Here is a 14,249-nt window from a genome sequence, read left to right as displayed (position 1 = left end):
GACCCTCTCTTCGGCAAGGTGCGCCGCCATCGCGGCTGCGCCAAATACCGTGCCATAATGCCATGCTGCGCGTCGATCATGTTGCGGTAGGCAGAACCGTTCGGAGAGGATGGATGAACCCAGTTTCCCAGGTCTATGATCTGCCGGTCACTCCGGCCATGGAGTGCACGGTCAAGGGAAGGATCGCGCTGCCCGGCGTCGTAATGGAACTGCATCATTATCGTTTTCGCGGTCAGCAGGGCGCTATTTTTTCGTCACCGCGAAGCTTTCTGGATCTGGCGCTGTCCCCCCGCCCCGGCCAGCCCTGCGGTGGTTATGGCGGGATGATTGAAGGCGGAGCGAACGCTCTGGGCGATGTGCTTTTCGTGCCGGCTGGAAGCGAGCTTCATACCAAATGGGGAGAGGGCGAGCAGACGTCGATTTGCTGCGGTTTCGATGGGTCGGGATTCGATAATGACGAGCCGGACTTGTCCTGCGACGCGTTGCAGGCTTCGCTCGACGTTCGCAGTCCAGCCGTGCGTGATGCGTTGCGGCGCATTGCCAGCGAGATCGCGCAGCCGGGGTTTTGCAGCGAGATATTGGCTCAGGCGATATGGGTTCAGACCGCGATCGAATTGCAGCGCTATCTGCGTTTCTCCGGTGGAGAAGGTGAAATGCGGGTCAGTGGCCTGTCCCGCTCCAAGCTTCAATATATCAACGAACGGATCGAGCAGCCGGGCAAGCCACCTTCCGTTGCGGAACTGGCGGCGGAATGCGGCCTTTCCACGCGCCATTTCTTTCGCCAGTTCAAGACTGCCACAGGCCAGACACTTACGAGCTACGTCACCGACCGCAAGATCGGCCGGGCCAAGCAATTATTGCGTCAGCCCGGCCCTGCAATAAAGGTGATCGCCTGGGACTGCGGCTTCGACAGCGCGGCGGCCTTTTCCGCGGCTTTTCGCAAGGCTACCGGATTTACGCCACGGCAGTTCCGCGAAGCCATGCTCCATTAGCGGCAGGGCCGTTTCGCGATGGCATTGGCGCGATCACGAAAGTCGCCCGGCTTGTCGACAAGTGCGTCCGTCAGCAATGTTGCGTTAAAGTTCCGCCTCATTGGCGGTCATTGGGAGAGTGGATGTGCCGGAAAACCTGTTCGACCTTAGTGGCAAGGTGGCTTTGGTCACAGGCGCTAATTCTGGGCTGGGATTCGGCTTTGCCCGTGGTCTGGCCCGTGCCGGCAGTGATGTTGTTCTCTGGGGACGTCGCGCCGATAAGAATGAAGAGGCGGCGGAGGCCCTGCGCGCCTATGGCGTGCGCGTATTCGCCGATGTCGTCGATGTCTCCAGCGAACCGGATATTGTTGCGGGCTTTGCGCGCGCGCTCGAAGCCATGGGCCGGATCGACACGGTGGTTGCCAATGCCGGTATTGCCAGCCGGGTTGCATTTACGGACATGGACGTCGCCACCTATCGCAAGCTGATTGACGTAAATCTCGATGGGGCGGTCTTTACCTTGCGTGAGGGCGCAAGGCATATGAAGGCGCGTGCCGAAGCAGGCGATCCCGGCGGATCGCTTGTCATCTGCGGCAGCGGTTCCATCTTTCAGGGCGTGCCCTCCATGGCGCATTATGGCATTGCGAAAGGTGCGCTGAACTCACTGGCCAAAGCGCTGGCGGCTGAACTTGGGCCGATCGGCGTGCGCTGCAACGTGATTGCTCCGGGGTTCATCGAAACCGAGATGACTTTTGCGGACCCGGAACTCGGCAAGGCAATTGCCGACATAGTCGCTGCCAAGGCTCCGCTGGGCCGTGCCGGAAAGCCCGCCGATCTGGAGGGAGCGGTTGTTTATCTTGCGAGCGACATGTCCGCCTATCACACTGGTGATACGCTGGTGGTGGATGGCGGCAAGATGTCCGCCAACTGATCGTCCGGCAGGTGCCGCACCGAGATTTTAACAGCGATCTGCCGGTAATATCAGGAGAAATGCATGTTCGCTCGGCCCAACAGTCAGCATAGCCAGATTGCCTATGTCACCAACGATCTCGACGCGGCGATGGCCGTGTTCAGGGATGCCTATGATACGCCAGCTTTCTTCGAGATGTCGAACATCCAGCCCGGTGAAGATCCGGCTGGCAGAGAGGTGCTGAAGATCGCGCTGGCAGTGGTGGGCGGTGTCGAGATTGAACTGATCGAGCCTGTCGGAGACACGGCGCCGCTATTCAAGGACGTCCTGCCTGTTGGCGATGGCCTTGCGATCCGCTTTCATCATGTCGCAACCCGGATCGACGGGGCGCTCGCCAATTGGGACGCGCATATCGCCTCGCTCGACCTGAACAAGCATCCGGTGGTGTTTGAAGGGGCCATGGGCGACATGCTACGCTACATTTATACCGACGAGCGCGCTACGTTGGGCCATTATGTCGAGCATGTCTGGATGTCGCCCGACCTATTGTCGCAAATGCGCGCCGTGGTGCCGAGCTATCCGCCAGTAAAGGACTGACTGCATGACCATCGCCCTGTCCCGCCTCAACTTCCGCGATATTGGCGGCCTGCCGACCGGGCGGGGCGGTCAAATCCGGTCCGGCATATTGTTCCGATCCGAAGGTCCGGCCAGTTTCGTCGAAGATCATCATGCGGAGCTGTCTGACCTGGGTTTTCGCGCAGTGGCGGACCTTCGATCGGAGATCGAGCGGGACGCGGCCCCTCATGGTTGGTGCGGTCCGGATTGCCGGATGCTCGACCTCGACATGAATACCGATCTGCGCGCGCAGGGTGAGGATATGTGGACATCGCTCGGTCGCGAGCCGACCGCTGCCCGTGCCGCCGAGGTGATGGCGCATAATTATGGTCTGATGCCGCAGGCCTTTCTGCGTCATTTGCCTGTGATGGTCGATGCGCTGCTGGCCCATGATACGCCCATGCTGGTACATTGCACGGCGGGGAAGGATCGAACTGGCGTCGTCGTCGCTCTGTTCCTCGACCTGTTGGGCGTGCCGCGCCCCGTGATCGTCGAAGATTATCGCAAATCCGACATATTTGGCCAGAATTTGCGTATGTCAGGGCATTTGAAAAGCGACCTGCAAAAGACTTTCGGCTTTGTGCCGCCCGATGACATGGTGGCTGTGCTGATTGGCGTGCAGGATGATTTCCTTGCGAGCGCGCTGGATACGGTCGCGACTCAATGGGGCGGGATCGACGACTATTTCGAAGCGGCAGGCGTGAATGGGCAACAGCGTGGAGCGCTGCGACAGCTTCTTGCCACGGACTAGGCGGGAAATATGCGTGGGTGCGTCCGCGACGCTGGCCGGGCTTCTGCTGCCTGGCGGCGCGCTGGCGCGGTCTGTAGATCGAACCAGATTGGTGGAGAATGATATGAGCGACACTGGCATTTTCGAATGGGAAGAGTTGCTGGACCAGCTTCGCCCGTTGGGCCAATTGATGCGCGAGCGCATCCCCGAAAGGCTGCGTAGCGATCCGCATGTCATGCAAGAATCGATGCGTCTGCTGCTGTCGGGTGTGTTGCGAACCACGAACGATGCGATCATGCACGACCGTAGCCACCCGATCTTCGTGCCCGAACTCAACATTTGCCAGAATATCTTTCAGCCCAATGCCGACACGATCTACAAGGCGGCGCTGATCGAAAAGGGCGGCACATATCGTATCCGGGGCGATCGCGGCACGACGCGGATGATGATCCTCGCCCAGCTTGGGCCGGATACGCTACGCACCGGCCAGCATCATCCCGCGCAGGACGCCAATGATTTCGACGATCTTCAAATCGGTTCGGACGGTAGCTTCGATGTCATCCTGTCTCCACAACGCCCTGCCGGTCACAAGGGGGATTGGTGGGAACTCAAGCCTGCGACCGAAAAGCTGATGGTGCGGATTGTCGCCTGCGATTGGGGCATCGAACGCGAGCCGCGTTTCGGTATCGTGCGCCTGGACGCGGAGAAAGCCGCCAAAGGACGGCCGACGCTGGCGGAATTGGCGCATCGCTTTGCCGAAATTCCCGCTACGGCGACCGTTTGTGCGCTGGCCTTTCCTGACAAGGTGCAGAAATTGCGGGACGAGGGTCTCATCAACACGCTGAAAGTCGTAGACTTCTCGCAAATGACGGGCCTTGCCCGGCAATCCTATTATGAAGGGGCCTATGAACTGGCCGATGACGAGGCGCTGATCACTGAGGTTAAGATTCCTAAGGAGGTCGACTATTGGTCGCTGATCCTCACCAACGAACTTTATGAGACAACGGATTGGTATCATAATCAGTCCAGCCTCAATGCAGCGCAGGCCGTGATCGATAGTGATGGTTATTTCCGTGCCGTCATTTCGGCCGGTGATCCGGGCGTTCATAACTGGCTCGATACATCGGGCTATCCCAGCGGCGCGGTGCAAGGGCGCTGGTTCAACACCGATGAGCGGCCCACGCCGACGATGAAGAAGGTAAAACTCGCCGATGTGCAAAGTCATTTGCCTGTCGATACAGTGCTGGTGAAGCCGGACGCGCGCGCCGAGGCAATCCGCGAGCGTACGCTCCGCGCGCACACCCGCATCATCTGGTAAAGGAAGAGGACTGTGAGCGAAGAACTTTCGAGGCTACTCGACTATGAGGCGATCCGCAATGTGAAGGCGCGCTATTGCCGCCTGCTCGACACAAAGGATTGGGACGGTTTCATTACCCTGTTCACGCCCGATGCCGTGATGGACGTGGAAGAAGATACCGGCAATCCGCCAATAAACGGGCATGCCGCTATCCTCGACCAAGTGCGCTTCGCGGTCATTGACGCGCAATCGGCGCATCAGATCCACTCATCGGAAATCGACCTGCGCGGGGATGAGGCGGATGTCATTACGGCGATGCAGGATCGGGTGGTCTGGGCGCCAGGCAAATGCCCGATTCCGGGCGGCCAGTCGATCACCGGTTTCGGCCATTACACCGAACGTTATGTGCGTCGGGATGGGCAGTGGAAAATCGCCGCGCTCAAGCTCACGCGCCTCTATGTAGAGGTGCATCCCGAACCTGCCCTTTGACAGGTTGCCAATGGTCCTCCGGGCGGCAAGGCAATGGCATTTATCTGAGAGGACATGAGAATGACGGTAGCGGTGGAGCCGGGCGCACAGGCACTTTTCGATAAGTTCGGCACCTATATCCTTCCGGGGCGGGTCAATGATCCGCGCCGTGGCATCGATGAAGCGAAAGAGGCCGAAAGGATCGGTCTGGGTTGCGTCTGGATTTCGGAACGCTATGCACTGAAGGAACCGGCGGTGCTGGCCGGTGCGGTGGCCGAGGCGACGTCCAAGATCCGTATCACCGGCACCATGTACGCGACCATGCGTCATCCGCTGGTCACCGCCAGCGTAGCCGACATGATGCAGGCGATGAGCGGCGAGCGTTTCCGCTTGATGTTTGCCCGCGCAGTCCCTGCCTATATGAAGATGTTGGGATCGCCGCCGATCACCATGGAGCGGTTGGCTGACCTGATCTCCATTTGCCGCCGCCTCTGGGCGGGCGAAAAGGTCGATTATGATGGTGTGCTGGGCAAGTTTCCGGCGATCAACCTGACCGATCGTCATGGGGGCACGCCCCCGCCGATCATCTTCACCGCCATCGGTCCCAAGAGCCTGGAATTTGCCGGCGAGCATTGTGATGGTGTGCTGCTGCATCCCTTCGTGTCGGCTCAGGGGGTGAAGAATAGTGCGAAGATCGTCCGCGATGCGGCGGAAAAGGCCGGGCGCGATCCCATGTCCGTGCGTATCTACCATAATATCATCGTTGCGCCCGACCTGCCCAAGGACGAGGAGGAAGCCGTCGTTGGTGGCCGCGCCATCACCTATTTCGAACTGCCCGGCTTTGGCGATTTGATCGTCGACATCAACGGCTGGGACAAGAAGGTGCTGGAACAGATCCGCGCACATCCCAAGATTGCGGGACTTAATGGCAAGCCGGCCGATCAGGCCTATACGCGGCAAGAACTGGTCGATGTCAGCCGCCTCATTCCGCAGCAATGGCTGGACGAGGGCGCTGCGGTCGGGACCGCCGCCCAATGCGCCGATCAGTTGATGGGGTTCCTTGATGCAGGCGCGGATGAGATCCTGCTTCACGGTTCTTCACCCAAGGACATGGGGCCGCTCACCGCTGAACTGAAGCGCGCGCTGGGGGCAAAGGGATTGTAATCATGGAACTATTGACCCCTGACCGTATCAAAACCCAGTTGCAGAACTGGCTGACGAGCGAAAAGCCTGATTGGCGCGATATTCAGGTCCATCCGCTCGACGTCACGCTGGGGGCGGGCTTTTCGGCGGACATCTTCTTTGTCGATGTCGACTATGTCGATCCGGCTGGAGCGCAGAGCCAGACGCTGGTGGTGCGCCGCCAGCCGATGGACCTGGAGGTCGTGTTCGGCAGCAGCCTCGCGCTTCAGGGCAAGATGATGGCGGCACTCGACGCGCGCGGCGACCTGCCCGTGCCGCCATGGATCGGCATGCATCTCGATCCCGATATTCTTGGCCTGCCCTTTCTCGTCATGGGAAAAGTCGAGGGGGAATGCGCCAAGCAGAAACCCAACTATAATCTCGAGGGCTGGCTGGTCGACATGACGCCGGAGCAGCGACGTCAGACATTCACGAATGCGATCAACGCGTTTGCCAGCCTGGCGAAGATTGACTGGCGCGACGGATTTGAATTTCTAGTCCAGCCGCAAAATGGGAAGCCCGGACTCGATCAATATGTCGGAGCTCTGGAGGCATGGCATAAGGCAGCCGGACGTGGCCGCACCATGCCGATCGTCGATGCCGCAATGGCGTATGTGCGGGCAAACATGCCCGCCGATGCGGATGTGAATGTTTTGTGGGGCGATCCCACGCCGTCGAACGTCATGTTCGCGGCCGACGGTAGCGTCAATGCGCTGATCGACTGGGAACTCGCGGCGCTGGGGCCGGCGGAACTGGATCTCGCATGGTGGCTCTATTTCGACGATCTGTTCGGCCGACGGTTCGGCGTAACTCGTCTGGACGGCTTGCCGAGCAAGGACGAGACCATCGCCATCTGGGAAGCCGCGAGCGGACAGAAGGCCGAACATCTCGATTATTATGATATCGTTGCCGCTCTCCGCATGGCGCTCGTTGCGGTAGGAGCGTTTGATCGGCAGGTTGGCATCGGTAACATCCCGGCGACGAACAAATCGCTCAATGATAATTTCATGACGCTTTATCTGGCGGAAAAGATGGGCCTGCCTATCCCGGAACTGGGGCCGGATTTCGTAGCGTTCATGAAGAATCTGACGCCGGTCGAGGAAAAGGCGGCCTGAAACCGTCGATATAAAATATGTTTGATCGCTTGACGCCTCGTTTGAATAAATACACGGTGTGGAATAATAATATGTAGGAGAAGGCGAGTCATGAAGCGGCGGCTGGTCGAGGTACGGCGATGAATGCGCGGGTCGAGGAGCGGAAGCCTCTGAAGGCCGATGCGCTGATCGCCGAAGCGCGTGCCGCGACAGGTTTGGCGGATTTTGGTCCTGACCTGTCGTTCATGACGGGTTTTCGGCGATTGGTCGATGCGGTCGAAGCGATGAAGCCGCCAGCCCAGTTGCGGGAAACCGCGCATCACAAGATCGTTGGTCTGCTTTCAACCCGCCTGCGCTATGTCGAGGATGAGAAGCGGCATCCCGATATCGTAACACAGGAAGTGGGCGATCCGTTGATCGTCTGCGGTCTGCCGCGCACGGGTACGACAATTACCTATGACCTGCTCTGCCTCGATCCCGCCTCGCGTGCGCCGCGCGAATGGGAATGGTATATTCCTTGGCCTGCTCCTGAAATAGCGACCTTCGACAGCGATCCGCGCATTGCACAGGTGCAGGCCATCTATGAAAACTGGCTGAAACATGCGCCGCAACTGGCGGATATTCAGCGGATGGATTGCACGCAGCCCGGTGAGTGCAACCATGGCATGATGCTGCATTTCGCCAGCACCAATTTCCCAGCAGAACTGGGCGTTCCGGATTTCGCCCGCTGGTTGCAGAAAACTGTGCCGGAAGGGCAATATCGCACCCATAAACGGATGCTACAGCAATATCAGTGGAAAGGGCCGAAGGGGCGCTGGACACTGAAATCGCCGCAGCATCTCATGGACCTTCCCGGCCTGGTGGAAGCCTATCCCGGCGCAATGCTGGTGTGGACGCACCGTGATCCGGTGAAGACCTTCTCCTCCCTCGCCAGCATGATATCGGGCTTCCTCGCGGCCGTCGGCGCCCCCCAGGATGACAAGGCGATAGGCCGTTCGGTGTTCGATACCTGGAGTGCGGCGCTGGCGCGTGCGACTGCCGCTCGCGCTACCCGTCCCGATATCGAGGCGCGGATCATCGATCTCGCCCATGCCGACATTGTTACTGATCCCATGGGTTCGGTCGAGCGCATCTACAAACGCTTCAACCTGCCTTTCAGCGACGAACATCGTACGCGCGTCAGCCAGTTCCTTACCGATAATCCGGCCGCCAGCCGCCTCGGCAAGCACAAGCATAGCCCCGAGCATTTCGGCATCGATGCTGACGAGGTTCATGCGCGCCTTTCCGACTATTATGATCGCTACGGCCATTTGCTGGGCCGCGCGTGACCGTTTTTCAGGAGTAGCATGATGAGCGTTCTCGATCGCTTCCGCCTTGATGGGCGTACCGCCATTCTGACCGGCGTTGGGCCGGGTGTAGGGAAACATGTTGCCAAGGCCTATGCCGAACTGGGTGCTAATGTCGTCATCTCTGCCCGCTCACAAGACCGGCTTGACCGGATCGCGGAGGAGATCAACGCGGCGGGCGGCGGCAAGGCGATAGCCATTGCGGCCGATGCGGGCGAGAAGGCCGATCTGGAACGGCTGGTAACGGGTGCGCGCGACGCCTTCGGTCCCATCCATATCGTGTTCAATAATGCCGCGGCTGGTGTGGTCTATGCAGCCGATGGCGGGCTTTGGGCGAATACGGACGAGGTATGGAAAACGGCGATGGACGTCAATGTAATGGCGACCTGGCGCCTGACCGAGCTGACCGAGGCTGACATGAAGGGGCATGGCAAGGGCAGCATCATTTCGGTTCAGAGCTGTGGTGGTTTCACCCCGATTCCGCCTGCCGTCGCCTATGGCGTGTCGAAAGCGGCTTTGTTGTTCCTAGTCCGCGAACTGGCAAAGTCACAGGCACCGCATACCCGCATCAATTGCCTGTGCGTTGGGTCGATGAGCCCCGACGGTCAGGAAGCGGATATTCATAAGGGGCTAGGCCTGGCCGAACGCAACGCCATCAAGCGCTTCGGCGCGGCGGACGAGGCGGTGGGCGCAGCGATCCTGCTGGCGGGCGATGCCTCCAGCTATACGACCGGTAGCACCATCTTCACCGAGGGTGGTCGGGTAGGCACCATTTCATGATCGCCAATCCGCTCTGGACTGACGATCAGACAGCGGTCGAACGGTTAGCGCTGCGCTTGATTGAGCGCGCCGATATCCGCGCTGCGCGCGAACAGGCGCGTCTCATGCTTCTGGCCGATCCGCTTGGAGGAACGCTCGATGGACGGCTGGGCCTCGATCGAGCGCTTGACCAATGGGTGTTGGGCCTTGCCATGCGCGAAGCCAATGGCGATTCCGCTGATCCCAAAGTGGTCTGGAACATCAGCAATGCCCCCCGGAACTGGTTCGGACATATCTATTCCGGCGCGGCAGTGGCGATCGACAATCCCGATAATTTCAACCGCGAGATCCCGATTGACGGCGATGGACAATATGCAGTGGACATCCGCTTTTCCGTCGACCCGCCGCAATTCAGCATCGTTGCAGAGGTCGAACCGGAGCACCATGCAGGCCTTGGCCGCAATCTGGGGGCGTTGACGCTGCAACAATTACGGCCCTTTTGCGACAGCGACGGACGGGTGACGGTGACGATAGGCCCCGACGAGGGTGGACCGACTCATTTACGGACCGAACCGGGCGCGCGGATTCAGGTCTATACCCGTGACAGTCAGCGTGATTGGCGGCAAGTACCGGCGGAGGTGAGTGTCCGCCGTCTCGACCCGCCATCAGCCTGGAGTCAGCGCGATGAGGATGAGATCGCCCGATCCATCATCGACGATCTACCTGCGTGGGTCGCCTTCTGGTCGGGTTTCAAGAATGATTTTCTGGGGCACCCCGAACCCAATCGGCTGATTGGGCCCAATGGACGGGATGGCGGCTGGGGTTATCTTGCGGGTGGACGCTTTGCATTGGGCGAGGGGCAGGGATTACTTCTCACCATCGATCCTGCGGGGAGCTACTATACCGGCATCCAGATTGCGGACCCCTGGACGATCTCGCCTGATCCGATGTTTCGTATGGTGAGCCTCAATAGCGCTCAGGTCACGCCTGCCGCCGATGGCACGATCAGCTATGTCGTGGCGGGCGTCGATCCGGGCATAGCTAACTGGATCGACACGGCGGGATTGGGAGAGGGGTGGGTATTGCTGCGCTGGCAGGGCGTTCCTGAAGGTGCCGATCCGGCAAGCTTCATCCGCGAAGTGCGGGTCGTCGACCTTGCGGCTATCGACCGCGAAGTGGACGCGGCAGTCCCTCGTGTCGATCTGATCGAGCGGGGCAGGCAATTGCGCGATCGCGCTCGTGAACATGGCCTGCGGACCGGTGCCGCGACCTGGGGAGAAAAATGATGCAACCCAAGGGTTCTATTTTGGAACTATGCCAAGTGGTGCGTGACATGGACAGCGCACTCGATCATTGGACGCGCGTCATGGGCGCGGGCCCGTTTTTCGTTTTTGACGTGCCCGTGCTGCCGGGCCAGATATATCGCGGTGAGCCGACCCAGGTGGCCATGAAGGTCGGGTTCGGCTTTTCCGGCGGGTTGCTGATTGAACTCCTCCAGCAGACGAATGACGGGCCGTCGGTTTTTACCGAGATGCTTGATCGCCACGGTGATGGCTATCACCATGTCATGTTGCGCGTTCCCTATGATGAGGGGGTGGAGCGGCTGTCGAGGGAAGGCTACGCCATGGCCTTCAGCGGCACGATGCCATCAGGCGAAAGGTTCGCATTGTTCGATACGCGTTCGGGCAATGGGGGCTATGTCGAACTGATGGAGATGTCGCCCGCCATCGAAGCCTCACTGGAACGGATGCACACTGCCCATCAGCAATGGGACGGGGTAAGCCGTCCGGTCCGGTCCATGGCCGAACTCGCCTGAATTTCATGCCGTACCGGTGGCGGCGTGGATCGCGCCAAGGAGCATGTCGGTTGCGCGAGTAAAGGCGGCTTCCACCACATCGCGCTGCATTGCCAAACGTGCGTCATTGTCGCTCAGGCTTTCCGCCACCACGACATTGCCAAGTATGACGACGGAAAAGATGACGAGCATCTCTTCGCTCTGTCGCTGCGTCAGCCCAGCTTCGTCCAGTGCGGTGAAGATCGCTTGGCGTATCGCCAGTGCGTTGGGTTGCTCCAGCCGGTCGGCGCTCCTTGACAGGATGAAGGCGGCGGACCCTGGAAAATCGCGATAGGCCAGATGAACCGCACGGGCGATGCCGCGAAGGCGGCTTTCCCAGTCTGGCGCGGACAGATCGGGCATCCGATCACGGAGGATTTCGTCTGTCAGCAGACCGAGCATCTCCTGCTTGTCGCGGACATGGTGGTAGAGCAGTCGCGGCGACACGCCCAGTTGCTGCGCGACGGGCCGGATATTAAGCGATTCTATGCCGCCCGAGCGAGCCATATCGAGCAAGGTCGCGATCAGCCGACCGCGATCAAGCGCCGGGCCTTCGGATTGCGGCGGCCGGCCACGCCGGGAGGCCCGTGCAGGCGGTTTTTGATTTGCCCTCATGCCTTCCCTTTAAGGGGATGAGCGGTAAGGGTCCATGCCCCGCAGCCAAATCGGGCTGCGGGGCAAGTGGATCACAGCTTCTTCAGTTCCGCATTCGACATGCTGGTCGTGACGCCCTTTTCACCGGCGCTCAGCGTGGTCGCGGGGATGGTAATGAACTTGCCGCGATAGATGACGCGCACAGCGGCCACCGCGCCGTCACCTGCCGTCAATACGCGATCGACCTTGCCAATCTTGGTGCCATCGGCGGAATAGATCGCTTCATTACGCTCTACTGCCGGTGCCTGAGCCAATGCGGGTGCCGCCAGGCCCAAGGCCGTCAGCGCGATGATGATCGTCTTCATATAGAGAATCCCTTTGTCGAAGATATCAGTCTGTTGGCGTAGTGAAAGGATCGTTTCAAGAGAAAACCGATACACATCGGAAAGAAGTTGTTCTATTTGTCTCGGATGCATGGGGAAAACGGCCGGACGGCAATGGGAGGGGCAATGAGTGATACCAGCGGCTTTGGGGCGCGTGACCGATGGTTCCTGTTGCTGCTCGGCGCGATCTATATGTTCAATTTTATCGATCGCACCATCATTGCTGTAGTGGGAGAGGCGATTCGCCATGATCTTCGGCTGAGCGATCTTCAACTTGGAATGCTCGGCGGCCTGGCCTTCTCGCTCTTCTATGCTGTGCTGGGCATTCCCCTGGCACGATTGGCAGAGCGCTATAGCCGAGTGCGGATCATCGCAGTGGTGACGATGCTTTGGTCGTTAATGACGGCACTGTCGGGTGTGGCGGGCAGCTATTTCCAGCTATTGCTGTGCCGCATGGGCGTGGGCGTGGGTGAAGCGGGCTTTACGCCTGCGCTCGTCTCCATGATCTCTGACCGGTTCGATGCTGGCCGCCGTGCTGTTGTCTTTTCGCTCATAGCATTGGGCGTTCCGCTGGGCGGCGCGATAGCAGCGGTTGCCGGCGGCGCAGTGGCGCAGGCTTTCGGTTGGCGACTTGCGCTCGTTGCGGTCGGATTGCCGGGCATCCTGCTGGCGCTGCTACTGCTCGCCACCATCGCTGAACCGGAACGTAAGGATGCGGGCGACCGCGCCGATACGCCACCCTTCGGCATGGTCCTGCGGCGACTGGCGCGTTCACCCGCATTCCTGCATCTGACTTTCGGCAGCGGCTTTGTGGGCCTGGTCGGATTCGGCACCAATCTGTTCCTGATCCCTTTGCTGGTCCGTCGCTTTGACCTGCCCCTCGGTCAGGCGGGCCTTGTGTTCGCACTATCTTTCAGCCTGGCAACGATGGTCGGGCAGGTCAGCGGCGGCTATCTGATCGGGCGCCTGATCCGGCGCAATATACGTTGGGGCGGTTGGGCGCCTGCAATAGCGGTGGGATTGGCTTTGCCTTTCTATCTGCTTGCCATTCATCAATCGGATTGGCGATGGCTGGTTGGCTTTCTCTTCGTAGCGACCGCTTTGCTTTACGCTTTCACCCCGGCAATCATGACCATTACGCAGTCGTTAGTCGAACCGCGCATGCGGGCATCTGCCGCAGCACTTCATTCCTTTGGCCAAACGGTGGCCGGACTGGGGCTGGGGTCGGTTGTGCTGGGTTATCTCAGCGATCGTCTCGCCGCCTTTCTCTATAAAGGAAATTATGCCGTCGATTGCCTCGCTTCAGGGAACATGCGGCCGGCGGCAGCCTGTCTTTCGGCAGCTGCGGACGGCCTGCAAATGAGCATGCAGCTTTGTGCATTGGTGCTGCTGATCGCGGTTCTTCACTATGTTTTCGCCGCAAAGAATCTCCCCCTCGAAGCAAATGCATCGTGAAAGACGATAAAGTCGTCGAGGGTCGGCCAATGCCTTCCTGATGGGATGGCGGGGGCACCATGGCTATGCAATTTTCCTGGCCTGTCGATTATACGACATTGTTTGGCCGGTGATTGAACTGGCCCGACGGACTGATCATGCAGTCATCGGCCTTGCAGATGTAATAGGAGAAAAAATATGAGTATTGATGAAGCTCAGTGGCAGAAGGGGCTGGAAGTATTCGATAAAGTTTATGGACCTGGCTCTTCCGAGATGACCCGCCCGTATCGCGATTCTTCCTTCAATCAGGAAATCGTTGGCAATCAGTTCGCCAATCTATGGGCGAGCGATATCCTGTCCATGCGGGAAAAGCGTCTGATGGTGCTGGGCGCGACTGCGATGCTGGGGCGGCCCGATCTGGTGGAAATTCAGATGAACGGTGCTCTCATCAACGGCGAATTGACCGATGAGGAATTGGATTTCATTCCGCTCTTCATGCTGTTCTATGCCGGGGCGGGCAATACGACCGCTCTGTTCCGGGGGATTGAAGCCGCCAAGGCGCGGCGTAAGGAGCGCAGCGCCGCAGCTGGCTGATAAGGTCAAGCATGGCGCAAGGGCGGTCTGGTTGAAAG

General features: G+C 59.6%; 16 protein-coding genes. 14 read left to right on the top strand and 2 right to left on the bottom strand.

All coding sequences use genetic code 11. The features are described 5' to 3' along the window. The first annotated feature begins 113 nt into the window (after positions 1 to 113). From ATN00_RS17465 to ATN00_RS17410, 12 genes are all read left to right on the top strand, one after another. Positions 114 to 992 carry a helix-turn-helix transcriptional regulator gene (locus ATN00_RS17465; RefSeq protein ID WP_062066984.1) on the top strand — a complete coding sequence of 293 codons (879 nt, stop codon included), beginning with the start codon at positions 114 to 116 and terminating at the stop codon, positions 990 to 992. 124 nt (positions 993 to 1,116) lie between these two features. Beyond that, on the top strand, positions 1,117 to 1,902 hold the full coding sequence (locus tag ATN00_RS17460) for an SDR family NAD(P)-dependent oxidoreductase (RefSeq protein WP_231746320.1): 786 nt from the start codon (positions 1,117 to 1,119) through the stop codon (positions 1,900 to 1,902). Between the two features lie 63 nt (positions 1,903 to 1,965). Next, entirely contained in the window at positions 1,966 to 2,478 is a 513-nt protein-coding gene (locus ATN00_RS17455) for a VOC family protein (protein ID WP_062066978.1), read from the top strand. 4 nt (positions 2,479 to 2,482) lie between these two features. Next, positions 2,483 to 3,247 (top strand): tyrosine-protein phosphatase, encoded by a 765-nt coding sequence (locus ATN00_RS17450; RefSeq protein WP_062066975.1) that lies wholly within the window; start codon positions 2,483 to 2,485, stop codon positions 3,245 to 3,247. Between the two features lie 103 nt (positions 3,248 to 3,350). Then, entirely contained in the window at positions 3,351 to 4,544 is a 1,194-nt protein-coding gene (locus tag ATN00_RS17445) for a DUF1214 domain-containing protein (protein WP_062068950.1), read from the top strand. Positions 4,545 to 4,556: 12 nt separating this feature from the next. Beyond that, positions 4,557 to 5,012: a nuclear transport factor 2 family protein gene (locus ATN00_RS17440; RefSeq protein ID WP_062066972.1), complete on the top strand. Its 456-nt coding sequence runs from the start codon at positions 4,557 to 4,559 to the stop codon at positions 5,010 to 5,012. 60 nt (positions 5,013 to 5,072) lie between these two features. After that, positions 5,073 to 6,155: a TIGR03857 family LLM class F420-dependent oxidoreductase gene (locus tag ATN00_RS17435; protein WP_062066970.1), complete on the top strand. Its 1,083-nt coding sequence runs from the start codon at positions 5,073 to 5,075 to the stop codon at positions 6,153 to 6,155. Between the two features lie 2 nt (positions 6,156 to 6,157). Beyond that, positions 6,158 to 7,288 (top strand): phosphotransferase family protein, encoded by a 1,131-nt coding sequence (locus ATN00_RS17430; protein WP_062066967.1) that lies wholly within the window; start codon positions 6,158 to 6,160, stop codon positions 7,286 to 7,288. A 119-nt stretch (positions 7,289 to 7,407) separates the two neighbouring features. Beyond that, on the top strand, positions 7,408 to 8,595 hold the full coding sequence (locus ATN00_RS17425; RefSeq protein WP_062066964.1) for a sulfotransferase family protein: 1,188 nt from the start codon (positions 7,408 to 7,410) through the stop codon (positions 8,593 to 8,595). Positions 8,596 to 8,613: 18 nt separating this feature from the next. After that, positions 8,614 to 9,393, top strand: coding sequence for an SDR family NAD(P)-dependent oxidoreductase (locus tag ATN00_RS17420; protein WP_231746319.1), 780 nt, complete (start codon positions 8,614 to 8,616; stop codon positions 9,391 to 9,393). Beyond that, the gene (locus ATN00_RS17415) at positions 9,390 to 10,658 is read left to right on the top strand and encodes a hypothetical protein (protein WP_062066959.1); all 1,269 of its coding nucleotides are present in this window, start codon (positions 9,390 to 9,392) and stop codon (positions 10,656 to 10,658) included. The genes ATN00_RS17420 and ATN00_RS17415 overlap by 4 nt, the downstream gene beginning before the upstream one ends. A 47-nt stretch (positions 10,659 to 10,705) precedes the next feature. Further along, entirely contained in the window at positions 10,706 to 11,188 is a 483-nt protein-coding gene (locus ATN00_RS17410) for a VOC family protein (protein WP_231746318.1), read from the top strand. A 3-nt stretch (positions 11,189 to 11,191) separates the two neighbouring features. On the opposite strand, the gene ATN00_RS17405 is transcribed toward ATN00_RS17410, so the two are convergent. Together ATN00_RS17405 and ATN00_RS17400 are read right to left on the bottom strand one after the other, a co-directional pair. Beyond that, positions 11,192 to 11,821 carry a TetR family transcriptional regulator gene (locus tag ATN00_RS17405; RefSeq protein ID WP_062066954.1) on the bottom strand — a complete coding sequence of 210 codons (630 nt, stop codon included), beginning with the start codon at positions 11,819 to 11,821 and terminating at the stop codon, positions 11,192 to 11,194. Positions 11,822 to 11,892: 71 nt separating this feature from the next. Next, entirely contained in the window at positions 11,893 to 12,165 is a 273-nt protein-coding gene (locus tag ATN00_RS17400; protein ID WP_062066950.1) for a PRC-barrel domain-containing protein, read from the bottom strand. 144 nt (positions 12,166 to 12,309) lie between these two features. Here ATN00_RS17400 and ATN00_RS17395 point away from each other — a divergent pair, with 144 nt between their 5' ends. Together ATN00_RS17395 and ATN00_RS17390 are read left to right on the top strand one after the other, a co-directional pair. Further along, a complete protein-coding gene (locus ATN00_RS17395) occupies positions 12,310 to 13,638 on the top strand; it encodes a spinster family MFS transporter (protein ID WP_062066948.1) in 1,329 nt (442 codons plus the stop codon). A gap of 177 nt (positions 13,639 to 13,815) precedes the next feature. Further along, the gene (locus ATN00_RS17390) at positions 13,816 to 14,211 is read left to right on the top strand and encodes a carboxymuconolactone decarboxylase family protein (RefSeq protein ID WP_062066945.1); all 396 of its coding nucleotides are present in this window, start codon (positions 13,816 to 13,818) and stop codon (positions 14,209 to 14,211) included. Positions 14,212 to 14,249 lie beyond the last annotated feature (38 nt).

This window comes from Sphingobium baderi, from assembly GCF_001456115.1.
GTDB classification, from domain to species: Bacteria; Pseudomonadota; Alphaproteobacteria; order Sphingomonadales; family Sphingomonadaceae; genus Sphingobium; species Sphingobium baderi_A.
The sequence above is the reverse complement of the archived record's forward strand: the minus strand, read 5'-3'. Positions and strand labels throughout refer to the sequence as shown.

Excerpts from the sequence above, each read along its gene's own strand:
- ATN00_RS17410 (WP_231746318.1), top strand. The coding sequence starts at position 10,706 with ATGGACAGCGCACTCGATCATTGGACGCGCGTCATGGGCGCGGGCCCG.
- ATN00_RS17405 (WP_062066954.1), bottom strand. The coding sequence starts at position 11,821 with ATGAGGGCAAATCAAAAACCGCCTGCACGGGCCTCCCGGCGTGGCCGG.
- ATN00_RS17415 (WP_062066959.1), top strand. The coding sequence starts at position 9,390 with ATGATCGCCAATCCGCTCTGGACTGACGATCAGACAGCGGTCGAACGG.
- ATN00_RS17425 (WP_062066964.1), top strand. The coding sequence starts at position 7,408 with ATGAATGCGCGGGTCGAGGAGCGGAAGCCTCTGAAGGCCGATGCGCTG.
- ATN00_RS17395 (WP_062066948.1), top strand. The coding sequence starts at position 12,310 with ATGAGTGATACCAGCGGCTTTGGGGCGCGTGACCGATGGTTCCTGTTG.
- ATN00_RS17450 (WP_062066975.1), top strand. The coding sequence starts at position 2,483 with ATGACCATCGCCCTGTCCCGCCTCAACTTCCGCGATATTGGCGGCCTG.
- ATN00_RS17400 (WP_062066950.1), bottom strand. The coding sequence starts at position 12,165 with ATGAAGACGATCATCATCGCGCTGACGGCCTTGGGCCTGGCGGCACCC.
- ATN00_RS17445 (WP_062068950.1), top strand. The coding sequence starts at position 3,351 with ATGAGCGACACTGGCATTTTCGAATGGGAAGAGTTGCTGGACCAGCTT.
- ATN00_RS17455 (WP_062066978.1), top strand. The coding sequence starts at position 1,966 with ATGTTCGCTCGGCCCAACAGTCAGCATAGCCAGATTGCCTATGTCACC.
- ATN00_RS17390 (WP_062066945.1), top strand. The coding sequence starts at position 13,816 with ATGAGTATTGATGAAGCTCAGTGGCAGAAGGGGCTGGAAGTATTCGAT.
- ATN00_RS17465 (WP_062066984.1), top strand. The coding sequence starts at position 114 with ATGAACCCAGTTTCCCAGGTCTATGATCTGCCGGTCACTCCGGCCATG.
- ATN00_RS17420 (WP_231746319.1), top strand. The coding sequence starts at position 8,614 with ATGATGAGCGTTCTCGATCGCTTCCGCCTTGATGGGCGTACCGCCATT.
- ATN00_RS17430 (WP_062066967.1), top strand. The coding sequence starts at position 6,158 with ATGGAACTATTGACCCCTGACCGTATCAAAACCCAGTTGCAGAACTGG.
- ATN00_RS17435 (WP_062066970.1), top strand. The coding sequence starts at position 5,073 with ATGACGGTAGCGGTGGAGCCGGGCGCACAGGCACTTTTCGATAAGTTC.